21 protein-coding genes, 1 pseudogene and 1 riboswitch are annotated in these 23,726 nt (G+C 50.4%); of the genes and pseudogenes, 1 reads left to right on the top strand and 21 read right to left on the bottom strand.

Annotation, left to right across the window (positions count from 1 at the left end; all coding sequences use genetic code 11):
- Positions 1–62: 62 nt before the first annotated feature.
- From aguB to T504_RS0101345, 18 genes and pseudogenes are all read right to left on the bottom strand, one after another.
- Positions 63–938, bottom strand: a complete 876-nt coding sequence (gene aguB, locus T504_RS0101425) for an N-carbamoylputrescine amidase (RefSeq protein WP_033169234.1) — start codon at positions 936–938, stop codon at positions 63–65.
- Positions 939–953: 15 nt separating this feature from the next.
- The gene (aguA, locus tag T504_RS0101420) at positions 954–2,066 is read right to left on the bottom strand and encodes an agmatine deiminase (RefSeq protein WP_033169233.1); all 1,113 of its coding nucleotides are present in this window, start codon (positions 2,064–2,066) and stop codon (positions 954–956) included.
- 1 nt (position 2,067) lies between these two features.
- A complete protein-coding gene (gene nspC, locus T504_RS0101415) occupies positions 2,068–3,243 on the bottom strand; it encodes a carboxynorspermidine decarboxylase (protein ID WP_197018654.1) in 1,176 nt (391 codons plus the stop codon).
- A gap of 12 nt (positions 3,244–3,255) precedes the next feature.
- A complete protein-coding gene (locus T504_RS0101410; RefSeq protein WP_033169232.1) occupies positions 3,256–4,515 on the bottom strand; it encodes a saccharopine dehydrogenase family protein in 1,260 nt (419 codons plus the stop codon).
- Positions 4,512–5,372, bottom strand: a complete 861-nt coding sequence (gene speE / locus T504_RS0101405) for a polyamine aminopropyltransferase (RefSeq protein WP_033169231.1) — start codon at positions 5,370–5,372, stop codon at positions 4,512–4,514. Before speE ends, T504_RS0101410 begins: the two co-directional genes overlap by 4 nt.
- 65 nt (positions 5,373–5,437) lie before the next feature.
- Positions 5,438–6,892, bottom strand: coding sequence for an aminotransferase class I/II-fold pyridoxal phosphate-dependent enzyme (locus tag T504_RS0101400; RefSeq protein WP_033169230.1), 1,455 nt, complete (start codon positions 6,890–6,892; stop codon positions 5,438–5,440).
- Between the two features lie 107 nt (positions 6,893–6,999).
- The gene (locus T504_RS0101395) at positions 7,000–7,668 is read right to left on the bottom strand and encodes an energy-coupling factor ABC transporter ATP-binding protein (protein WP_033169229.1); all 669 of its coding nucleotides are present in this window, start codon (positions 7,666–7,668) and stop codon (positions 7,000–7,002) included.
- The gene (locus T504_RS0101390) at positions 7,665–8,465 is read right to left on the bottom strand and encodes an energy-coupling factor transporter transmembrane component T (RefSeq protein WP_033169228.1); all 801 of its coding nucleotides are present in this window, start codon (positions 8,463–8,465) and stop codon (positions 7,665–7,667) included. The genes T504_RS0101395 and T504_RS0101390 overlap by 4 nt, the downstream gene beginning before the upstream one ends.
- Before the next feature lie 24 nt (positions 8,466–8,489).
- Positions 8,490–9,497, bottom strand: coding sequence for a cobalt transporter CbiM (cbiM, locus tag T504_RS0101385; RefSeq protein ID WP_033169227.1), 1,008 nt, complete (start codon positions 9,495–9,497; stop codon positions 8,490–8,492).
- A 222-nt stretch (positions 9,498–9,719) separates the two neighbouring features.
- A pseudogene (locus T504_RS15050) lies at positions 9,720–9,842 on the bottom strand (hypothetical protein); the annotation flags it as partial.
- Positions 9,843–9,975: 133 nt separating this feature from the next.
- On the bottom strand, positions 9,976–10,548 hold the full coding sequence (locus T504_RS0101380) for a nitroreductase family protein (RefSeq protein WP_033169226.1): 573 nt from the start codon (positions 10,546–10,548) through the stop codon (positions 9,976–9,978).
- A 97-nt stretch (positions 10,549–10,645) separates the two neighbouring features.
- On the bottom strand, positions 10,646–11,857 hold the full coding sequence (locus T504_RS0101375; protein WP_033169225.1) for an L-lactate MFS transporter: 1,212 nt from the start codon (positions 11,855–11,857) through the stop codon (positions 10,646–10,648).
- 74 nt (positions 11,858–11,931) lie between these two features.
- Positions 11,932–12,013: riboswitch (ZMP/ZTP riboswitch) on the bottom strand.
- A gap of 81 nt (positions 12,014–12,094) precedes the next feature.
- Positions 12,095–12,778, bottom strand: coding sequence for a 7-cyano-7-deazaguanine synthase QueC (gene queC, locus T504_RS0101370; RefSeq protein WP_033169224.1), 684 nt, complete (start codon positions 12,776–12,778; stop codon positions 12,095–12,097).
- Between the two features lie 91 nt (positions 12,779–12,869).
- A complete protein-coding gene (locus T504_RS0101365; protein WP_033169223.1) occupies positions 12,870–13,283 on the bottom strand; it encodes a peptide deformylase in 414 nt (137 codons plus the stop codon).
- 18 nt (positions 13,284–13,301) lie between these two features.
- Positions 13,302–14,654, bottom strand: coding sequence for an MATE family efflux transporter (locus T504_RS0101360; protein WP_033169222.1), 1,353 nt, complete (start codon positions 14,652–14,654; stop codon positions 13,302–13,304).
- Between the two features lie 14 nt (positions 14,655–14,668).
- Complete coding sequence (locus tag T504_RS0101355; protein ID WP_033169221.1) at positions 14,669–15,319, bottom strand: potassium channel family protein; 651 nt, start codon at positions 15,317–15,319, stop codon at positions 14,669–14,671.
- A 15-nt stretch (positions 15,320–15,334) separates the two neighbouring features.
- Positions 15,335–16,666: a TrkH family potassium uptake protein gene (locus T504_RS0101350; RefSeq protein ID WP_033169220.1), complete on the bottom strand. Its 1,332-nt coding sequence runs from the start codon at positions 16,664–16,666 to the stop codon at positions 15,335–15,337.
- Positions 16,667–16,713: 47 nt separating this feature from the next.
- The gene (locus T504_RS0101345; protein WP_051635125.1) at positions 16,714–17,931 is read right to left on the bottom strand and encodes an MFS transporter; all 1,218 of its coding nucleotides are present in this window, start codon (positions 17,929–17,931) and stop codon (positions 16,714–16,716) included.
- A gap of 91 nt (positions 17,932–18,022) precedes the next feature.
- Between T504_RS0101345 and T504_RS0101340 the strand changes: the two genes are divergently transcribed.
- Entirely contained in the window at positions 18,023–18,838 is an 816-nt protein-coding gene (locus T504_RS0101340) for a tRNA 2-thiocytidine biosynthesis TtcA family protein (RefSeq protein WP_033169218.1), read from the top strand.
- Positions 18,839–18,848: 10 nt separating this feature from the next.
- Here the strand turns inward: T504_RS0101340 and T504_RS0101335 are convergent, their stop codons facing one another.
- The 3 genes from T504_RS0101335 to T504_RS0101325 all read right to left on the bottom strand — a co-directional run bounded on the left by T504_RS0101335 (position 18,849) and on the right by T504_RS0101325 (position 23,683).
- Positions 18,849–20,069 carry a type II secretion system F family protein gene (locus T504_RS0101335; protein ID WP_081823329.1) on the bottom strand — a complete coding sequence of 407 codons (1,221 nt, stop codon included), beginning with the start codon at positions 20,067–20,069 and terminating at the stop codon, positions 18,849–18,851.
- Between the two features lie 25 nt (positions 20,070–20,094).
- On the bottom strand, positions 20,095–21,117 hold the full coding sequence (locus tag T504_RS0101330; protein WP_033169216.1) for a type IV pilus twitching motility protein PilT: 1,023 nt from the start codon (positions 21,115–21,117) through the stop codon (positions 20,095–20,097).
- Positions 21,118–21,586: 469 nt separating this feature from the next.
- A complete protein-coding gene (locus T504_RS0101325; RefSeq protein WP_033169215.1) occupies positions 21,587–23,683 on the bottom strand; it encodes a tetratricopeptide repeat protein in 2,097 nt (698 codons plus the stop codon).
- Between the last annotated feature and the right edge of the window lie 43 nt (positions 23,684–23,726).

Genomic DNA, 23,726 nt, shown 5'->3' with positions numbered 1-23,726 from the left:
AAAGCAGCCTGACTTGTCAAGATTTGACTTGTCAGGCTGCCCGTTTGGTATTTTGTGGCTATTTATTTGACCAGCTCGCCGTAAAGTTCTGGACGGCGGTCGCGGAAGACGCCCCAGCTTTGGCGATCTTGCTGGCATTGGTCGAGGTCAAAGGTCGCGGTAAGTATCGTTTCGTCGCTGCGGTTGGCCTCAGCGACGAGCGCGCCGGTATTGTCAGCAATAAAGGACGAGCCGTAAAAGCTAAGGGCTGACGACTGGCCGCCGTTTTCCTCGCAGGGCTTGACCTCCTCGACGCCGACGCGGTTAGCCGCAACGACCGGCACGAGATTGCAACCGGCATGGCCCTGCATGCAGCGGCGCCAATGCGGCATGCTGTCAGCCCCCAAGATTGGCTCCGAGCCAATGGCCGTCGGATAGAGCAAAAGCTCTGCCCCTAAGAGCGCCATCGCACGGGCCGCCTCGGGGAACCACTGATCCCAGCAGATGCCGACACCGATTTTGCCATAGCGCGTCGGCCATACTTTGAACCCGGTATTACCCGGTGTGAAATAGAATTTTTCCTGATAGTAATGATCGTCAGGAATATGGGTCTTGCGATAGACACCGAGCACCTTGCCATCCGCATCGAGCATGGCGATGCTGTTAAAGAACCGGGTGCCATCCTTTTCATAGAAACTGATGGGAAGCACAACCTCAAGCTCACGAGCGACCTTTTGGAAATGCTGCACGGCAGGATTTTCCTCGACTGTCGTTGCATAGTCATAGAATTCATACTGCCGCTGCTGGCAGAAATACGGCCGCTCGAAAAGCTCGGGCAGCAGAATGACATTTGCCCCCTGCTTGGCCGCCTTGCGCACGAGCGCATCGGCCTTTTGGATATTTTCCTGTACGTCCGCCGTCATCTGCATCTGTACGGCAGCTACGGTCACATTTCGCATCGAATCACCTCGTAATCAAATTCCTACTGCTGGTATCTGCTGGGTCAGGCAGTGGAAATTGCCACCGCCGACAATAACAGCCCGCGCAGGCAGTCCCACGACTTTGCGATCAGGAAAACACTTGCCCAGGATCTGCAAGGCCGTCGCATCCATCGCATCGCCAAACTGCGGCACGATGACCTTGCCGTTGCAGATATAGAAATTGACATAGCTGGCCGCAAGGCGCTCGCCAGGCTCGCGCATATCTTCGCCATCAGCAAAGGCAAAGCTGTTTGCCTCTTCGGCCGTGATGCAGACAGGCTGCTCAGGAATGGGCACCTTGTGTATCACCAGTCGGCGTTCCTTGGCATCCGTTTCCCCTTCGAGAACGGCAAGGTCAGCCTGGCTCAGTGCATACTGCGGGTCCTTCTCGTCATCGGTCCAGGCCAGCACAGCTTCACCAGGGCGGACAAACGCAAAGACGTTATCGACATGTTCGTTGGTCTCGTCGTTATAGATGCCGCGCGGCAGCCAGATGACTTTCGTGACCCCCAGATAGTCTTTTAATTTCTGCTCGATCTGCTCTTTCGCAAGCTGTGGATTGCGGCCCGCACTCAGGAGGCAAGCCTCGGTCACCACGGCTGTACCCTCACCATCGACGTGAATGGAACCGCCTTCGAGTACGAAATCGCCCGCCTCATAGCAGTCATCGCCAAGGGCGGCCGCCATAAGCGGTGCCGCCGCATTGTCGCTGGCATAGTCGGGATACAGGCCATCGACTTCGCCGCCCCAGGCGTTAAAACGCCAGCTGATGCCGCGACGCGTCTTGCCGTCCACCACATAGGTGGGCCCCATATCACGCGCCCAAGCATCGTCCGTCGGAATCGCGAGGTAATGGATGTGCTCCTGCGGCAGATGTGCCAGCATCGCTTCAGCCTGCGCGCGATGCGCGTCGCCGACGAGCAGATACAGCTCCTCAACCGCAGCAATTTCCTCGATGAGCCGTACAAACACCGGCTGTACATCACGCCCTCCATTGGTCCAGGAGCCTGGACGAACCGGCCAGATCAAAAACGTCCCATGATGCGGCGCAAACTCTGCCGGCATATAAAAGCCATCCGCAGTGGGTGCAGTATTTTTTCTCACCATATCACGACAGCCTTCCCTTGAAATCTTCATAACCAAACTTCTTCACGAGCGTGCAGACGCCATCCTTGTCCATGCGCCAGATAGCGGGCAGCGCCATGCCATTGAACGTGTTGTTCTTGACCATCGAGTAGATGACCATATCTTCAAAATAAAGCCGGTCGCCGATGGCGATGGACCGATCAAAGGAGTAATCGCCAATGATATCGCCAGCGAGACAGGTGCAGGATGACAACCGGTAAGTATAATTCTTCTCCCCTGCCTCCCCAGAATCTTTAAGCGGCGGCCGATACGGCATCTCGAGCACATCGGGCATGTGGCAAGCCGCAGACGCATCGAGCACCAGGACCTGCGTGCCGTGATTTTCGACGATATCGAGCACCTCGGTTGCCAAGTAACCGGCGTTCAGGGCGACGGCCTCGCCCGGCTCGAGATAAACCTCGACGGCGTATTCCTGCCGGGCTTTTTTGACAAGATTGATGAGCAGGGCGCGGTCGTAATCTGCCCGTGTGATATGATGACCGCCGCCCATATTGAGCCAGCAGATATTTTCGCACTTGAGCCAATGGCCAAACTTTTCGCGCACCGCATCAAGGGTCACGGCCAGCGCTGGGCTGTCCTGCTCGCAAAGCGTATGGAAGTGCAGGCCGCTAAGCAGCTCAAAAAGCTCCGGTTCCTGGGAAACGGCAGCCGCAAAAACTTCGGCGGTAACCCCGAGACGCGAACCCGGCGCGCACGGGTCATAGATTGCCTGTTCCTGCGTCGAGCACTCGGGATTGATGCGCAGACCAATGCCATGCGTTACGCCGCGGTTCGCCTGAATGCGCTTTACGAGCGGGCCGAAACGGCGCAGCTGATTGAAGGAATTGAAGATGACATGGTCACAGATTGCCGCAATCGTTTCGATTTCTTCCGGGCGGTAAGCCGGCGAAAACACATGGTTCTCGCCGGCCATCTCCTCATGGCCGAGCTTTGCCTCATAGAGCCCGCTGGCCGTGGCCCCATCGAGATAGCGGCTGATCAGCGGATATTCGGCAAACATCGAAAAACATTTCTGGGCCAAGAGGATCTTGCAGCCCGCCTGCTCTTTCACGTCTTTTAAAATCTGTAGGTTCTTTTCGAGTGTCGTTTCGTCAACTACATAGGCCGGCGTCGGCACCTGCTTGATCGTTATGGACATGCTTTTTCCCTATCAGTCAACCAACACCGGATTTTCTACGACCTTCCACGGCAGCCCCCACTTATTGAGCGCCTCCATATACGGGTCGGGATCGAATTCATCCGTCGTAAATACACCCGGTTTCTTCCACTGGCCGGTCACGACGAGCATCGCTCCAATCATCGCCGGCACGCCCGTCGTATACGAGATGGCCTGCGAGCCGACTTCCTTATAGCACTCCTGATGGTCACAGACATTATAGATGTAGATGGAGCGTTCCTTGCCATCTTTCTTGCCCGTGAAGATGCAACCGATATTCGTCTTGCCCTTCGTGCGCGGCCCCAGCGATGCGGGATCCGGCAGCAGGGCTTTAAGGAACTGGATCGGCACGATTTCCTGCCCATTGTAGTTAATCGGCGTCGTCGAAAGCATGCCGACGTTTTCGAGGCAGCGCATGTGGTCCAGATAGCTCTGACCAAAGGTCATGAAGAAACGGATGCGCTTGACCTCCGGCATATTACGGCCCAAAGCCTCAATTTCCTCATGATGCAGGAGGTACATATCCTTCTTGCCGACACCCTCGAAGTCGTATTCGCGCTTGATGCTCATAGCTGGGATTTCCACCCACTTGCCATTTTCCATATAGGAGCCCGGCGCCGAAACCTCGCGCAGGTTGATTTCGGGGTTGAAGTTCGTTGCAAAGGCATAGCCATGGTCGCCGCCATTGCAGTCGAGAATATCAATCGTATCGATCGTATCGAAGTAATGTTTCTTGGCATAGGCCGCAAAGACCGACGTGACGCCCGGATCAAAGCCCGTGCCCAGGAGCGCCGTAAGGCCAGCCTGTTTGAATTTATCCTCATAGGCCCACTGCCAGGAATAGTCAAAGTAAGCCGAAAAGCCGAGCTCCTGGCAACGTTTGTCATAAACCTTGCGCCACTCCGGGTCTTCGGTGTCCTCCGGCTCGAAGTTTGCCGTATCGATATAGTCGACGCCAGCAGCGAGGCACGCATCCATAATCGTGAGATCCTGATACGGCAATGCCACATTGAGAACCGCATCGGGCTGATACTCCTTGATGAGTTTCGTCAAGGCCTCGACATCATCGGCATCGATTTGAGCCGTCGTGATTTTCGTCTTCGTCTGGCCCTGCAGCTTGTCCTTCAAGGCATCGCACTTGGAAACCGTGCGGCTGGCAATCAAGAGTTCATCGAAAACACCGTCGTTTTGGCACACTTTATGGATGGCAACACTTGCCACACCACCACAGCCGATAATCATCAATTTGCTCATTTCTTCGTCTCCTCCTCTGACAGGATATCCTCTACGTACTTGGGCAGCATAAAAGCGCCCTTATGCAAATGGGTGGTATAATACCAGGTCTTTAGTTCGCGCTTATTCCAGCGCTTGGCATCAAAATCCTTAAGCGGATGGTATTTCTTCGAGGCAAAGCCAAACATCCAGATGCCGGCAGGACAGGTCGGGATGCTGGCCTGATAGACGCGGCTTACTGGAAAACTTTGATAGGCCTTGCGGTGCATCGCGCGAAAGGCCGCTTCATCCTCGTCATAGAACGGGCTGCCATGCTGATAGACCATGATGCCATCGTCATGCAGCGCCCGATAGCAGTTGCCATAGAACTCCCGCGTAAACAGTCCTTCGGTATGGCCGAAAGGGTCCGTCGAATCATTGATAATGAGGTCGTATTTATCCCGGCAACGGCGCAAGAACCGCAGGCCGTCCATATTCGTAATCTTGACCCGTTCATCATCAAAGCCCTTGGCCGTCTCGGGGAAAAATTCCCGCGAAACCTCGATGAACATCTCATCGGGCTCGACCACATCGATGGACTCAATCTCCGGATACTGCGTGAGCACCTTGGCCACACCGCCATCACCACCGCCGATAATCAGTACATTCCTGACCTCGGGATGGACGGCCATCGGCACATGTACGACCATCTCATTATAGATGAATTCGTCAGCCTCCGAGAAGATAATCTCACCGTCGAGCACAATCATGCGGCCGAATTCGTTGGATTCAAAGACGTCAATCCGCTGATACTCGCTCTGCTTCGAAAACAGCTGCTTATCCACGCGCACGGAAGTCTTGACGTTTTCCGTATCCATCTGTGAAAACCATATTTCCATTGCTTCGGTTCCTCCCTTTTGACAAGTCAAACTGACGGGTCAACTTGACTTGTCAAGCTGACTTGTCAAGTTTCCGTCAAAATGCGCAGTTCCCGGCACTCCGGGTCCTGCGTTCCCTGCAGGGAACAGCCTTTTTCCCGCGCGTATTCAATATAGGTAAGTATCTCTTCCGTGATGCGCTCCCCCGGCGTAAGGATGGGGATGCCCGGCGGATAGCACATCAGCATCTCCCCCGAGATGCGGCCAACGGTATCCTTGAGTGGCAAGCGCTCACCCCTGGCATAGAACGCTTCCTTCGGGCTCATGACGAGCTCCGGCGCGATAAACTCCCCGCAATAAAGCTCCCGCTTGTCCTTGGCAAAGCGGCCGGCGATATCCTCAAGGGCGCCAACCAGACGCTCGATATCACGGATACGGTCGCCAATGGAAATATAGGCCAGGATGTTGCCGATATCGCCGAATTCAATCTGGATGTCGTACTCATCCCGCAGCATATCGTAGACCTCGATGCCGGTCATGCCAATGCCCTGGGTAAAAACCGACAGCTTCGTCACATCGAAATCGTAGACGCTGTCCCCATCGATGAGCTCACGGCCATAGGCATAGAAGCCGCCGATGTCATTGATTTCTGACCGCGCGTACTCAGCCATCGAGCTGACCTTCTCGAAGGCCTCACAGCCATGAAGTGCCAGATTGCGGCGGGAAAGGTCAAGGCTCGAAATCAAAAGATACGAGGCACTCGTCGTCTGCGTGAGGTTGATAATCTGCTGCACGTACTCAGCATCGACACCCTCGCCGCAGAGCAGGATGGAGCTCTGGGTCAGACTTCCCCCCGACTTATGCATGGAAACCGCCGCCAGATCGCCGCCAGCTGCCATGCCCGAAATCGGCAGATTCTTGCCAAAGTAAAGATGCGTGCCATGGGCCTCATCGACCAGCACCTTCATGCCAGCCGCATGCGCAACGCGCACGATGCCCGCAAGATCCGAGGCGATGCCATAATAGGTCGGGTTGTTGACAAAGATGGCCTTGGCCCGCGGATGCTCGCGGATTGCCTTTTCGACATCGCTGAGCGCCATGCCCGTCGCAATGCCGATCTGATGATTGACGCGCACAGGCACGTAGACCGGAATGCCACCGCAGAGCACGAGGGCATTAATGACACTTTTATGGACGTTGCGCGGCAGCAAAATCTCGTCACCAGCGCGCACCGTCGCAAGCACCATCGCCTGCACGGCCGAAGTCGTGCCATTGACCATAAAGAACGCATGCTGCGCACCAAACGCATCCGCCGTAAGCTCTTCGGCCTCGCGGATGACAGAGATTGGATGGCTGAGATTGTCGAGCATTTTCATCGAGTTGACATCGACCCCTACGCATTTCTCACCCAGAAAATCCAGCAGCTCCGGATTGCCGCGCCCGCGTTTATGCCCAGGCACATCAAAAGGAACCACTCGCCGCTTGCGCAATTCGAGCAGTGCCTCATAAACCGGTGCTGTATGTTGATTGATTCGATCCAATTTCGTCCCTCCGGATAAAACAATCTGACGATTATCACTTTTTATTCTTCGTGTTAAATTTTATCATCTTTGATTGACCACGTCAATTTTAGGACACATGACACAACTCAAACGACTTGGACTTGATGTCGCGTATTGATGCGTATTTCTTTGTCCACCAAGCCCTTGATTCGTTCTATTTCATGGGTCGATATCATAAGCGTCTTGCCGGCCGCCTTCAACGCCATCAAAAATTCCAAGAGCCACTTCCGGGATTCTTCATCCAGTGAACTAAGCGGCTCATCGAAAGTCCATACCGAAGGATTCATGGTGAGAACCGAGGCGATTGCCACTTTTTTCTTCTCGCCCCCCGACAGCGTAAACGGCGCTCGCTTGCGTAGTTTTTCGATTCCGAGCAGCGACAATGCATCTTCGACCCGGGTATGGACTTCTCTTGAAGTAAGCCCCATTTGCTCAGGGCCAAACGCCAACTCCTCTTCCACACTACCACAAAACAGCTGACTGTCCGGATTCTGCCATAGGTAGCCGACTTGCTGATGAAACCATTTCGAGTAGCGATGTTCCCGCATCTTAGCTGCGGTGATTTTCTCGCCCTCATAAAAGTAACCGCCAAGCTCCGGATAGATAAGGCCATTTACCATCCGCAGAAGCGTTGACTTACCAGCTCCATTCGGGCCAGTTATCGCCACCACTTCGCTCTTTTTCACGATAAAATCCACATGACGCAGTACCGGAACACCATCATAGGCATAGCAAACATCTTCGAATCGAATCATAAATGCACCTCCAGCGACAGAAACAAATAGCAATAACCGAGAAACACCAGGAGTAGAAAAACGTCTGCCCAGTGGAAATGTTTCCCTGGAGATGGATAATATTCACCAGTAAATCCGCGGCATACCATGGCTTCATACAGAACTTCCGACATCTCCTGAGAGCGCAGGAAGAGGACCCCCAACACGCCACCGATTGCGCGATGCTTTTTCCTATTATGACCCACCGAACGCAATTTTAGGGCCGTGAGTAAATCTTCGGCCATCTCCCCTAGCAAAATCACATAGCGAAGGGTAGTATCCAACAAAAAAATAACCGGCTGCGGAATATGAAAAAAACGCAGCGCCCTTGTAAGCTGATTCCACGGCAAGCATTCCTGAAGAATACCTAGAGCCGTCACGGTCAAAAACGTCTTAACGGGAAGCAGCAGCACGAGCCCGCTATTTCCCCACCAAAATGCCGGCAACATGAGCATCAGCGAAAACAAGCCCGCCAGACCCGCACTCGATAAAATCCGCCGCGAGGCCTGACCGGTCAAAAAACAAAGAGCGACCACTTCCAAAGCCAATTGGCAGATGAGAAACGCCATCGTATGAGCGGCCACACTTAAGAGCAGCCAGCCCAATAAAAAACAAAGTGCCCCTACCGCCGGAACATCTTTTTCCCAAGTGGTCTGCGCCTGACGGCGGATAGCCGCCAGTACAGACATGACACGCAAAAGAGACCGGGAAATAAAGTAATCCCGGTCTCGATTGGGTCGATATATTTCTTCCTGTTTTGCCCATTCGGGAAGATTCAAATCTATCGCCTCACCACAAAGCAATCAGTTTCCCTGAACCGACGTATCATAATCGGTATGATGATGGAAAAACGTTGCCATAATTTTAAATGCAACAATCAAAAGCGCCGTGCCAATGATGGCCGACAAAATATAGCCAAAGGACTCCGGCATCCCTGCAATCGAATAATCAGGAAATAACGCCTCAAAGGAAAAACCATTTTCCATACCGGCCGGTGTATAACCAAGTTCCGTCCCGAGGAAATCCTGCTCCGCCAGTTCCTCCGGATCCCATTCACCCCAGGCAGTCCCAGCTGCTAAAAGTCCCAGCGGCGTGCCGACAATCAAAAGAGCCAGCAAGCCGTAAACCATCGAACCCGCATGAGAGTTCTGCTCCTCCAGCATAGCAGGTGCCGCTTTTTTGAGATACCCAAGAATCGCCACGGTAAACACGACCTCCGCCAGTCCAAACAACGTCAAATGACCTGCCATCATAGCCGGAATCGAAATGGACAAGGGATAGGGACAATAAAGTGCCTGTCCGGCCGCATCGGTAAACAAAAGCGGCTGAACACCGAACTCAATAGCCGCCGCCAGCGCAGCCATATTGATGCCGACATAGCTGCCAATACCAGCGGCGAAAAGCGTATGCTGTGGCATCATACCCCGAAGCTTGCGAAATATTCCCCAACCCACAAAGGGCATCACAAATGCCATATTAAAACAGTTCGCACCAAAAGCCAGAATTCCTCCATCCCCGAAGAAAAGCGCCTGGACGAACAAAGCCACACTGACGGCCAGGCAAGCTGCCCATGGGCCAAACATGATGGCCAGCAGTGTAGCACCGACGGCATGTCCAGTAGTCCCCCCAGGAAGTGGAACATTAAACATCATGCCCAAAAAGGAAAAAGCAGCACCAATCCCCAACAAAGGCATCTTTTCCTTTGGCAGTTCTTTTTTCACCTTCTGAACGGCCATGAACCAAACCGGCAGCATCGCCGCCGTCATAACAGCACAAGTCGACGGACTGAGATAATTCTCTGGAATATGCATCTTCCTCAACTCCTTTTATCAAGAAAAAGAATAAATGAATACCCTTTTATTCTAATACCTGATAAAAGGTGTCGTAAGCCCCCTAGGGGGATAAACTTCCTATTTATTCAATTTACGTTCCGTAAGATTATCGAAACACCCAGGGCTTTGATGCGCCGAATCATCTCGTCCATTGCTTCCATACTTCAGGATGAAAAATATAGGAGGCCCAATACCTGATGGTTAACTGACGACCTTCTCAAAATCCGCCGCTTCACTTATCACGGACACGGTAAAAGCCTTAGTCTCCAGGATAATATCGTGGGTGTAGTTTCCCTTGTTTACCGCAATGGTTATCTGATTGGGGTCTGATGTAACTTAGGTCACCGTGTTGATGATGCAGTCGTTGTCCTTCTGCCCAGCATTAGCCGTCAACACGTATAACCAGAAATATTAAACATCGGATTGCTCATTTTTATCTCCTCTTCCTCACTAGCTATCATACCTGCACTTGGACGCGAATAGCGATGTCTTCCTGCTCCTTAGGTTCCGGTTCAGCCACAATGCCGCCAAAAGGCATCTGCGCGATAAGTTTCCACGATGCTGGTAAATCAAACAAATCCCGCACCGTCTTATCGATAACTGGATTGTAGTGCTGGATATTAGCTCCCACATCCAAGTCGCGCAGAGCCGTCCAAATGGCAAACTGCAGCATGCCATTTGCCTGCTGGGCCCAAGTCGGGAAGTTTTCCGCATACATGGGGAACTGGCTCTGCAGGCTCTTGATGACTTCCTCGTCATAAAAATAGAGTACGGTGCCTGCGCCGGCCTTGAATCCGTCAATTTTCTCCCGTGCCACCTTACCACCGAATGCATCATAGACGGCATCCCAAAGCGCATCTTGCTTCGCCCCCAGCGCCAATACGACGCGGGCCGACTTCATATTGAAGGCATCGGGAGTAAGCTCCGTTGCCTGCTCCACCACTTTGCGGATCTTCTCTACTGCCACCGGCAACTCCTTATTGATCTGATAATAGGTGCGACGCTTGCCGATGGACTCCAAGATTCCCATAGAAAAACCTCCCTTATCATGCATAATTCTCCTCACTATACGCTAGTATTCGCGTATAAACGGAAAAGTCCTGCCAAGGGAGGCTGACGATATTCGGTTAAGTATTTGCCGTCTTGACGAGGCTAGACCGGCGGCTGCCATGCAGCTTGAGCACCGTTGCAATCAGGAAATTGAGCACAAAGCAACCCGCAAAGAAGGTCAGCGTCGTCGTATAGCTATGGGTGTGCTCCCAAAACCACGAGACGATGGTCGGCCCGACGACACCAGCAACGCCCCAAGCCGTCAGCACGCGGCCATGAATCGCACTGAGTTCCCTAGTACCGAAGATGTCGGAAAGATAGGCCGGCATGCACGAAAAGCCGCCGCCATAGCAGCTGATGATCAAAAACACCAGCAGCTGGAACAGCATGGCATCCTTAGTACCAGCCAGCAGATAAAACGCACCGACTTCGAGGGCGAAAAATACCATGTAGGTAAGCCCGCGGCCCAGATAATCCGACAGCGTCGACCAAAGGATGCGGCCACCGCCATTTAAGAGGCCGATGATACCGACCATCGACGCGGCCTGCGCGGCATCCATGCCAACGACGTGCTGGGCCATGGGCGAAGCCACCGCCAACAGGCCGATACCACAGGTGATATTGACAAAGAACACCCACCAAAGCGCACCAAACTGCCAGGTCTTGATGGCCTCAGCCGCTGTAGCCCCATGCTGCAAGCGCGTAACCTGTGCCTTGCCTTTTTTCTGCACGGGCGGTTTCAAGTAGAGAGCCGACGCGCCCATGAGGATCATGTAGACCGCCCCCAAAATCAGGAAATTATTGACAAGACCAACGCGAGCCGTCAAAAACTGCATGACAGGCCCGGCTACCAGCGCGGCAAAGCCAAAGCCCATGATGGCAAGACCTGTCGCAAAGCCGCGATGATTGGGGAAATACTTTACCAGCGTCGATACCGGCGTGATGTAGCCGACGCCAAGGCCAATACCGCCAATAACCCCGTAGAAAAGGTATAATAGCGCCAAATTATGCAGGTGCAAGGCCAGCGCTGTACCAAACATGCCCGTGCAAAATAACAGCATGGATATCAGTCCGCTTTTTTTCGGGCCATACTTTTCCACGAATCGCCCCAAGAGCCCTGCCGACATTCCCAGGAACAGAATCGCTAGGGAAAAGGTCCAGGTCGTTTCCGAAAGGGTAAATCCCATCGCCTCAATAATAGGACGAGTAAGAACACTCCAGGCATAGACACTGCCGATGGAAATATGAATACCAACGGCTGCTAACGCAATGAGCCAACGATTTCGCATGAGAACCATCCTTTCTGCTGCCAAGCAGCAATCCAAAGGAGATTATGCTCAAACGACAAAAACCGCCTGAGCATAATCTCTGCCCAGACGGTCGGCGTTAAAAGCCCTGCAGTACATGTGGTCAATTCCACGAATCCGTCAGTCCTGCACGGCTATATTTACTTGTTACGCTCAGTTTAGCAGATAGCTAATTGACCTGTCAAGACTTTTTCCTGTTTGACATGTCAAACTGTGCCCTCAGCAATTAGCTGGATCTTCGACGCCGTTGGCGTGGAATGCGGCGGCGCGGTCGATGCAGGTGCCGCATTTGCCGCAGGGCTTTTCACCGCCCTCGTAGCAGGACCAGGTCAGCTCATAGGGAACGCCGAGTTCCAGGCCGATTTTTACCACTTCGGCCTTGTTGATGTTCACAAAGGGCGCTTCGATTTTCAGCTGATGTCCCGATCCTTCCCATATAGCTTGATTCATGGCATCATTAAATACCGGTGAACAATCAGGATATGCAAAGCCAGCCGCATCGTCGGCATGGGCACCATAATAAATGATGCTGCAGCCCTTGCTAAGGGCAATGCTGGCCGCCGTTGAGAGAAACAGCCCGTTGCGGAAAGGCACATAAGTGCTGACCGGTGTCTCCCCCTTTGTCTCCTTGATTTGTTCGGCGTAGCTCTCTTCCGGGATTTCTTCATCGGACTGCTTTAACAATGAGCAATTGCTGTACTGGAAAATCTTGCTGAGATCCAAAAAGAGCTGCTCAATGCCATAATGCGCCGCCACCGCCTTCGCGGCTTCAATTTCTTTGTCGTGTTTCTGCCCATAGGACAGGGACAGAGCTATCACATTTTCCCGGCCGTATTTTTTTATTGCCAGCCCCAAAGCCGTCGTGGAATCCACGCCGCCACTGCTAAGTACCATTGCTTTCATATGTCTACTTCCCTTCTTTTATCGATACTGCCGTCTTTATCCGAAGCTTCTACTCCCACTTAGCTATTTTTGCTAGAGTTGCCCCTGCCGGTTAAATCAGAATCCCCTGGCAATGGTCGATTTCATGCTGGATAATCTGGGCCGTAAAGCCGCTAAATTTTGCTTTCTGCTTGGCAAAGTTCATATCCCGGTATTTAACTTCAATCGTCTCAAACCGCTCCGTTTCCCGCTCCCCAGTTAGCGACAAACAGCCCTCTGTCGTCTTGTAGGACTTAGCCGAATGCTTCACAATCTCGGGATTTAGCAACGCAACGTCCCTATCACCCAGGTTTACGGCAATAATGCATTTGGCTTCGCCAATCATATTGGCCGCTAAGCCGACACAGCCTTCGCGATGTGCGGCTAATGTATCCAGGAGGTCTTGGGCCACGGCAATATCTGCTTTTGTTGCCTTAACCGATTTTTGCTGTAAAAAAAACACGTCTTTTACAATTTCTCTAACCATTTCTATCCCCTATATCTATTATTTTAATGACGAAAACACATGGCGCTTGGTTCCCCAGCCCTTTAGCCGCCAGAAGAAAAACAGGCAGATGACCACCGATACCACCGAACCGGCACAAGTGGCCAGCCCCATTGGGAAAAGGGTATCGGGATACCAGTTGGAAGCCAGCCAAACCAAAGGTATCCGGGCGGTAACGATGGCAATGAGATTATGCAGGAAGGAAAACTCTGACCGTCCCAGAGCGCAGAAAAAACCACTAAAGGAAAAATGTATCCCGGCAAAGATACAGTCAAAGATATACCCTTGCAAATACAAAGCTCCAGCCACAATGACAGCAGGCTCCTGGGTAAAAATGCCAACGATTCTGTCCGCTGCGAACTGGGTCAAGAGGGAAACCACTACCCCAAAGATAAGGCAAATGTCCAGGGCATACCAAAGGGTCTTGCGGGCACGAACCATCTTGCCTGCCCCGATATTCTGCGCCCCCAGCGCTGAAACCGTGGCCAGCATAGAGGACGGCACCAGAAAGACAAAGCTGATGAATTTTTCCACAATGCCAACCGCTGCGGCATCGGTGAGCCCACGCATATTCGCAATGATGGTAATGACCAGAAAGGCAATCTGGATGAACCCATCCTGCAGGGAAATGGGAACACCGATGCGCAAGAGCTGCCCCATGACTTTTTGCCGAGGCCGCAAATCAGACCAGGCAATCGCCATGGCTTTTTTCTGCGCGATATAACCTAAGGCCAGCACCACACTGACACCTTGGGCAATCAAGGTGCCATAGGCTGCCCCCACCGGCCCCAGCCGCCAAAATCCCATAAAGAGATAATCCAACAGGATGTTTCCCACACAGGCCACTGCCACAAAATACATAGGGGATTTGGCATCTCCCAGACCGCGAAATATGGCACTGATGATATTATACACCGTAATCAAGGGAATCCCCAAAAAGCAAACAAATAGATACTGGCAAGTTCCCGGCACTGCCTCCGCCGGCGTCGACATCCAGCGGGTGATGGGCTCCGTACCTAAGACCAATACCACGGCCAGCACCACCGCCACCAGCAAAAACAGGGTAATGGTGTTGCCAATCGACGCCCTGACGCTGGCCTTATTCCGCGCGCCAACGGACTGGGCAATCATTACCGTTGTGCCCATGGACAGCCCCACCAGCATCACCGTAATCATGTGCATGACCTGACTGCCCACCGAAACCGCCGTTATACTGGCCGCTCCTTCAAATTGACCGATAATGAAGAGGTCTGCCATCCCGTAGAGGGTCTGCAAAAAATACGAGAAGAAAAACGGCAGGGCAAAGACAAAAATATTGCGAACCACACTGCCGGTTGTAAGATTCTTTTCCATCTGCCACCATCTCATTAAATATGGAAATATTTTTCCAAATCATTACGCTTGCCGATTACCAATACTGTGTCTTCTTGGTTCATTGTGGTCTCAGCCGTTATCTCTACATCGAGAATACCGGCTTTCTTGATTCCCAGAACGTTGACATGATAATGCTTGCGAACCTGAAGCTCCCCCAAGGTTTTGCCGTTCCATTCTTCCGGAATCGGCAATTCATAAACCGCATAGCGGTCGCTCAATCGGAAATAATCGAGGATATGGTCATAGCCAAAGCGGATAGCCGTCCACTTTGCCAGTTGTTTTTCTGGGTAAACGGCCTCATCGGCGCCATTGCGCAGGAGAAATTTCTCATGAATTCCCCGCGAAGCTCGCGCGACTACGTATTTTGCCCCCAATTCCTTTAGCAGCGAAGTCGTCTCCAGCGAACTCTGGAAATCGTCACCAATGGCTACTATGCACAAATCAAAATCCCGAATCCCCAGGGATTCCAAAAAGCTTTTATTCGTACTGTCGGCCATTAATGCATTCGTCACGTATGGCAATACCATATTGACGCGCTCCTCATCCTTATCCACGGCTAGGATATCGTGTTTCATTTGGTAGAGTTCTTGTGCTACATGCCGCCCATAACGACCAAGACCGATCAGTAATACAGATTTTTTCATGAGTACCTCCTGCCGTCAGCCGACGGTAATCTTCTCCTGGGGCAGACGCCCCGTAACGGGAACACTTCGCTTATTCAGCGCATAAATCATCGTAAGCGCTCCTACGCGGCCAAAATACATCAGCAAAATCAAAATCAGCTGGGAAAATACCGATAATTTTTCTGTCAAACCGATGGACAAGCCAACTGTCCCCAGCGCCGAAGCAGTCTCGACCATGCAGTCCACCATCGAAAATCCATCCACGACACTGATGAGCCAGCTGCTCCCGACGAACAGCAGCAAATACATCAGGAAAATCGTCAATGCCTGCTGATTTGTCTCCTCGGCAATGCGGCGGGAAAAGAACGTCACATCCCGCTTGCGACGCAGCGAAGCAAACGCCGAAGTCAACAAGACAAAGGCCGTCGTAGCCTTGATGCCGCCGGCCGTCGACCCAGGAGCCCCGCCCACCAGCATCAAGACCACCAGCATCAATCGTCCGGATTCGCTAAGCAGATTGATATCCACCGTATTAAATCCGGCCGTCCTGGCAGTTACCGATTGGAACAGCGCCTGAAAGATACGGACTTCTTCGGGAAAATCCTGAAACTCCAAAAAGAAAAAAAGTATCGCCGGAATCAAAATAAGACCAGCCGTCATCAACAAAATAATTTTCGTCTGCAGGCGATAACGGGAAAAGCGAAGCCCGTTCCAATGCAGATCTGCCCAGGTTATAAATCCCAATCCACCGGCTATGATGAGTCCCATAATCGTCAGATTGACCCATGGATCCTCCGCATAGCCCATTAGCGAGCCACCATGATGCGCACCCATCAAGTCAAAGCCCGCATTACAAAAAGCCGAAACCGAATGAAAAAAAGCCATCCACAGGCCATCTGCCCATCCGTAATCCCGGGCAAAAATCGGAAAGAGAATCGCCGCCCCTAATCCTTCAACAAAAACCGTAAACTTTAAAATAAAACGTAAAATGCGGACAATACCACCAAGCTGCGGCGCAGCAATAGCCTCCTGCATCGTACTGCGCTGCATCAAATCGATGCGGCGGCCCGATGCCATGACAATCGCCACCGCCATTGTCACGACCCCCAGCCCGCCGATTTGAATGAGCAGCAGAATAATAAACTGACCAAAGCCCGACCAGTACAACGCCGTGTTTTCCAGTGTCAGCCCAGTCACACAGGCAGCCGAAACCGTCGTAAAAAGTGCCGTCAAAAACGGAGCCGGCTGGCCGCTCTTAGTTGCCATGGGCAGCATCAGCGCAAAAGTTCCCAGCGCAATCAAAAGCAAGAAACTCAGCATAATAATTTGAAATGGTGATAACTGGTGTCCCCAGTGAAATAAGCGCATAAATATCCCCTTTCCACAAAGACCACTTTAGGATACTACGCAACTACTCACCTGTAAAGCCCTTTTGACATTTTCCCACGCAACCAGGACGGAATGACACCCGCAAAGCAAAGTACCGAAAAGAATACGAACGAAATCACGACATTGCGGGTAAGAAGCTCCGCTGGCGAAAGCTCCGGCCAGGAAAAGGAAAGGATTCCCGTCACCAGCGCCATGCTCAGCACCTGTCCACTCATACGCATGGTGCTCAAAAGCGAAGAAGCCATGTTGTAATACTCCCGCGGCAACGAACTCATAATGGCATTATTATTGGGCGCAGCAAAAAAAGCAAAACCGACACCGATTCCCATAATGATAGGAATGACCGGCCACAAGGCCTGGTAAGCGACCAAAACGGCCAACAGCAAAAGCCCCAAGGTGATGATTCCCATGCCAATCGAGCATAAAAGCGACGCCGGCTTGCGGTCCGACAAAGCCCCGGTCAACGGAGACAACACCATCATGAGAACCGGCTGCGTCAACAGGATAAAGCCAGTCATTTTCGCACTAATGCCTAATACACTCTGCAAATAAAGCGAAAGCAAAAAGCTGATGGCAAATGTCGCACTGTAGTTTAACATCGCCGTAAGGCAGGACAACGAAAACTCCCGATTCTCGGTAAAAAGCCGCAGAGATATCCTCGGCATTGCTTCCTGTGGCTGATTGGCGTTGTGATTTTCAGGATTTAGCACCCGCAGCGCCACCAACAAAACCAGTCCAGCGTAAAAGGCCATAAACCAAAACAAGCTCCGCCAGCCAAGACCATCATTCATAAAGCCGCCAATCACCGGTCCAAACGAAAGCCCGGCATAAACCACGGATACCATCCATCCCATCGCCTTGCCACGATTTTTCCCCGGATACGCATCGGCAAGGATCGAAGTACTCGTAGCAAAAATCATAGACGACCCCAGTCCCTGCAATCCACGCGCCAACAGCAGCAACGCAAAGGAATCAAACAGCACGGGCAAAAAGGAAAACAACAGGAACAAGAAATTTCCCAGTTCAAACACACGCACCTTCCCCCAGCGGTCTGCGGCACGTCCCATCGGCAGCAAAAAGACCAGCGACGTAATCAGATAGGTTTCAATCACCCAACTAAGGGTTTCTGCCCCTACTTGAAACTCCTGTCCCATCGCCGGCAGCGAAAGGATCAACGCACTGCCGGAAAAGGGAGTAAGAAACGAAGCCATCATGATAACAGCCAATATGTTGCGATTGTTCATACGACGATAAGCTCCTCCCATTTTGTATAAAAAGCTCTTTTCCGTTATAATAAACCTATTGTTTATTTTTAGCAAAGAAAAAGAGGTAGCTATGAAAATCAATCTTCCCCAGTCCTATTTCAGCAAACTGTTACGCGCGGTTGTCGAATTTGATATGATTCAGGACGGCGACCACATCTTACTCGGAATTTCTGGTGGTAAGGACAGCATCTTTCTCGCCTATGCCATGAAAATTCTCCAACAGCGTTTACATAAAAAATTCAAACTGTCTGCTCTGACCATCAATCCGATGTTTAAAGACGAAAACGGACAGCCCGCTTTTTTTGACATTGACCGGGCTCGCAAATTCATGCAGGCGTTAGAAATCCCCTATGATGTCATCGATGTCGATATCGAAGGTGCCATGGCCGAAACCGACTACAAAAGCCCCTGCTTTACCTGCGCCTTCTTCCGCCGCGGAGCAATGAACCGCTATGCAAACGAACACGGTATCCGAAAAATCGCCTATGCCCATCACAACGATGACGCGGTTGAAACCTTCTTTATGGGACTGCTGTACTCCGGACAGCTTCATACTTTCACGCCAGTCACCTACCTTGACCGCACCGATATCACCGTCATCCGACCACTCATTTACTTCCGTGAACAGGAAATCATCGACGCCCAGGCCTTCCACGGATTCGACCCGGTCAAGAATCCCTGTCCCCACGATGGCAATACCAGCCGTCAAACCGTAAAAGAACTCATCGCCAAACTTGACCAGTCAATTCCCGACTGTTACAACCACCTTGCCGCCAGCATGCGACAAGGTGCCTTAGGTCAGCTTTGGCCAGCGGCCCAAAGCCGGAAAGAAATGCGAGAAACCTATTACCGTTACATGGGAAACCACATCAAGCAAAAAAAATAAAAGCTCCATCTTACGACAGAGCTTCCATCATTCCCAAGAGTGGCAACAGCACCGACAGCGCAAAAAAGAAAACCAAACCACCTACAACGAAAATCGCCACCGGCTCCGCCAGCGATTGTAGCCGTGCGGATTCATTTTCCGCAATCACGGCACAAAGTTCCGCCCCCTTAGCCAGCATCCCTTCCAGCTCGCCAGACATATCGCCGGCCATGACCATTTCTCTCAACACCTCAGGAAAGGCATCACATTGATACCAAACCGCCCCTAGCAACTGTCCACGCTCCACCGCTGAACACGTAGACGAGATAACCGCCTGCAAATAATGATTATGGGTTGCCGCAGGCAGCAGCTTCAATGCCTCATGCAGGCATATTCCGTTTGCCAGCAACACCGCCAACGTTCCCAGCAAGATCTGCCACTCCGCATAACAAACGAGCCGTCCATAAAGGGGAATTCGCAATTGCCAAGCATCCAGATAATAACGAACCGCCGGCTGATGCCAGGCTATCACCACTGCCAATACGAAAAAACCTATCAGCACCGTCACCACCAGACCATGCTGCTGAAGAATAACCGAAAGCTCCAGCAACAGCTTCGTCGGCAGTGGCAGCTCTGCCCGAAAATCCGTTAGCAGCGAGGCAAACGTCGGCAGAATAAAAACCGTTATCCCCAAAAGTGCCAGCAAAGTCGTCACCGCAAGAATCAGCGGATATAATAGCACCGACTTCAACTTTTCTTGGGCGGCAAAGGATTTTTCCAAGAAATCGGCTAACCGCAGGAACAGAATATCCAGCGCCCCTGCCGCTTCTCCTGCCTTGACCATGCTGACAATGCGCGCGGAAAAAACTTTTGGAAAACCATTCATCGCTTCATGCAACGGTTTTCCCTGTGTAACCTCTTCCAAAAGCCTGCCAAGCAGCTGCTGATAGGCGCCCTTGCCATTTGGCTGACACAAGGCCTGCAAGGCTTTATGAACCGGCAAACCGGCTGAAAGCAGCACGGCAAGCTGCCGGCAAAATAAAACGACTTCCAATCTCGATGGCTGAGCTGACAAAAAAGACTTCCTCGACTTAGCCTTTGACGTTGGGACTGGCTCTAGCTCTCGCAAACTCGCCACCCATAATCCTTTTGCCCGAATCTCATGAGCCGCCTCTCTGCGTGAGGCGGCTTTTATCTTGCCCGTAAACAATTCCCCACTTTGGTTTCGCGCTTTATATGCGTATGCCGCCATACGGTCAGCCTCCCATCCACCCCAACTAACATTCTGCTTCACCAGCCCGCGCAATAAGCCCCGCTCGATATAACCGTTCCCGAGCTGCCTTTTCCGTCTGCATTCCCTCTTCTTGATGGCTCATCATCACCGACTCCAACTGACTATATTTCCCCTGACGAATAAGGCTCTGTACCGCTGGATTCGTCAATAGCACCTCCGTCATACACACCCGTCCGCCAGAGAGGCAGGGCAACAGCCGTTGGGAAAAAACACCCAGCAGCACCTCTGCCACCTGCGCCCGAATCGAATCCTGCTGATTCAAAGGAAACATGCCCTCAATACGCATAACCACATCCCTAGCCGATAGGGTATGAAGTGTTCCGAGTACCAGCGCCCCAGATGCTGCAGCCATCAGCGCCGTCTTCATCGTCTCCTGGTCACGAATCTCACCGACCAGGATGACATCCGGCATCTCACGCAAAGCACTGCGAAGTGCCTGTGGAAACGAAAAGAAATCACAGCCCAACTCCCGCTGACTGATAAAGCAGCGCTTTGGCTCATACAGAAACTCCACCGGATTTTCCAACGTGATGATATGATACGATTTCTCTTGATTAAGCGCCTCGATAAAAGCCGCCAGCGTCGTGGTCTTGCCGGAACCCGTCCGGCCCGTAACTAAAATAAGCCCCTGCTCCATTGCCTTCATCTTCTGCCAGGCTTTTGGCGCCCCAATCTCCGCAAGACTCGGAATCCGCTCTGGCAACAGGCGGATGGCAAGCGCAGGAACCCCCTGCTGATAATACGCATTGACACGAAACCGCCGCCCCGCAAAACTCCAGGAAAGGTCCATGTCCTTTTCCCTATCCAGCCGCTGCCGCTGCGCATCATCCATGATGACCGCACAAAACGAAACCATAAACTGCTCCGTAAGCGGGCGATCATCCATAGGCGCCAAGACCCCATCACAGCGCATATGCGGCCGTTGCCCTACCGTCAGATGAATATCCGATGCCTCTTTTTCAATCGCCTTATTGATAAAAGCCTGCCAACTTACATCCTCGCACATATCATCACCCCGTATTCTCTAAAGACGTTGTACATCTTCTACATACAAAGCCGAATACCTGCAAAAAAAATAACACCTCCATGCAAAATGAAGATGCTTTTCTTATACCTTGACCTCGCTGCCATTACGGTATCACGGAACAAAGAGCGCGTAATGTAGCATGATTTTCCATCCTTGGATAAAAATACATAGTAAAGGCCCTGCCGCAGCAGAGCCTTTTGCACATTTTCTGTCAGCCAACTATTTCATGGCATAAGCTAGGTCGTGGCAACGTGCAAGCCCGGAAACGTGGCTCATCATGGCAACGCATCCTAGCACGCCCCCATGAATCAACACCAATTAACAGATAATCAAGTCATCTGTTGTTACATTTTAATTATAAGGCAGTCTATCTGCCTAATCAAGCTGTTTATGATAATTGTATTAAATTTATTCCGATAGAGGTCGCTTATAGAAACCTATTTTCTTTTCACTGCCCCACTGTCATGCGCCGTCGCAAATTATACAAGGCCTGTTGTATTGCAAGGTCACGCTCATTCCCTTGATGCTTGATCAGGCTTTTCAACCTTTTCATTTCAGTCTTGGCTTCCTTACTTCCCAATTTTGCAGCCTTCAAGAACCACTGCAATGCTTTGTCACAATCACGCTTTAAGACTTTTCCCTTGTAATACATAAAGCCTAATGCCCGCATAGCTTCAGTATTCCCGGCAAATGCAGCTTCATATATGCGCTGTCCATCAGGTATGATATAGGATAGTTTACTCTTCTCATCCGGAAAATTCATCCAATAAGGTGCCGACAAGCGCTGCTTATTGGACTTACTTATCATTTCCTCCAATCTCAGATAGTATCCATCCACTATTCTGTTAGCACCCAGAGCCAGCAACTCATTTAAATTCATTTCATCTACTTCTTTAACATAAGGGATCTGTTCAACCAAAATATCATCAAATGCACGCAGTTCTTCATCAGACAAAAGCTTCAACGTCCCTGATTCAATCACTAAATTATGATACTTCGCCCAAAAACAACATATACGATTTATATCGTTTTGCAATCTATGATTATACTTCCCCAATGCTTGCACAATATGACAGTCCTTTTGTATTTCTATACAAGCCTGATATCCGAATTTATTAAGCAGATAAACAATGATGGATTTATGTTTTATCACGCTATCTCGATATGTTGCTACACAATTATTAAACACCGCTCCAAGTTTTGGAAGCATCCCGGTGTTATGTACCAGTCTAAACTCATAGTCCCCTATTCTACATTCATATGCTAATATGTCCTCATCATATCTTATCCTGGTATGTTTCCAATTTTTAGATAAAGCCGTGACTTCCACACTGATTGCATCGTGTACATACTCAGTCAAGCCATCTCGCAACAACCGGGATTTTACTTCTTCTGACAAATCATTATGATACTGGTAAAAAGGTATTATAATATCCCACTGAAGTCTCGACATTTCTCTTTCAGCAGATACATAATACAGCCACTTCATCATCTTTTTTTCGCCTTTATATCTCATCAACCATTGACAGTAATACTCTACTGCTTTCCAACGGTCTAGTGCATCCCGCTCGGTACGGGTTGTTCTTTTTTCAACTGGATTGTAATAAAACTTCTTGAGATACATATTCGCAATGCAATCATCAAGATAGAAGAATTTTTGCATATAATTTATATCTTTGATATTCCATTGCTTAAATATCATATACCACACAATCGAATATGGGTTATATGTATATGCCTTTCTTAAGCTCTTAGGCGGCTTTATATCCAGCAATTTACAGATTATTTTATAATTATCTTTCTCTTCATAAGGAAAGATTTTATCAAAATCATCTCTACCATTCTCACAAGTATACTTCCAAAAAAAATACTTCAAAAACACAATATTTACATCAAATGGTCGTTCTATATATGCTTTTATCTTATTTTTCCCCTTAATCTGGCTTAACACACTGGGTTCTATGCCATAAGTTTGTTTAACACTTTCTCTCATAGCATTTATTGCTGCATCAACTACGACATCTGGGATATCAACATCATTTAACTCTGTCCAATCTTTTCTGTCCCGACGGGAATATCCATATTTTGAAATTATATATTTTCGCTTTATTATATCTATCGAGAATGCAAAATTATACCAATGATATTTTCTTCTATCCAAACACACCATATCCAAGACATCGGCTGCTACATTTATACTCGAACATACATCCCGTTGAAAAATTCTCCATCTATATGGAACTAAGCTATAATAATAATAATCGTATCGAGATTTTTCCACACATTTTTTTATACCAAATAATCCTTCAATAATGCATCCATCGCTAGAAATAATCTTACCATCTTTGATTTGTTGTATATCTTCTATTCTATTATGTTCACGGCAATAAACATACAATCCATTCTCTTTTTCATCTTCACGCCCCGTCCATTCTATCAATGGTACAACCGGTAATTTTTCTATATCTTTTTGGGCATAGTCAGTGTTAGTACATTTTATCCAATCATTTTCCTCATAGCTGTATTGAAAAGCTATATCCAACATACCAACACCCCCTTATGCTGCTCACGAAAATATGCTTCTTGTT

Origin of the sequence: Selenomonas sp. ND2010 (assembly GCF_000702005.1) — a bacterium.
GTDB lineage: Bacteria > Bacillota > Negativicutes > Selenomonadales > Selenomonadaceae > Selenomonas_A.
This window is presented reverse-complemented; position numbering and strand designations above follow the sequence as displayed.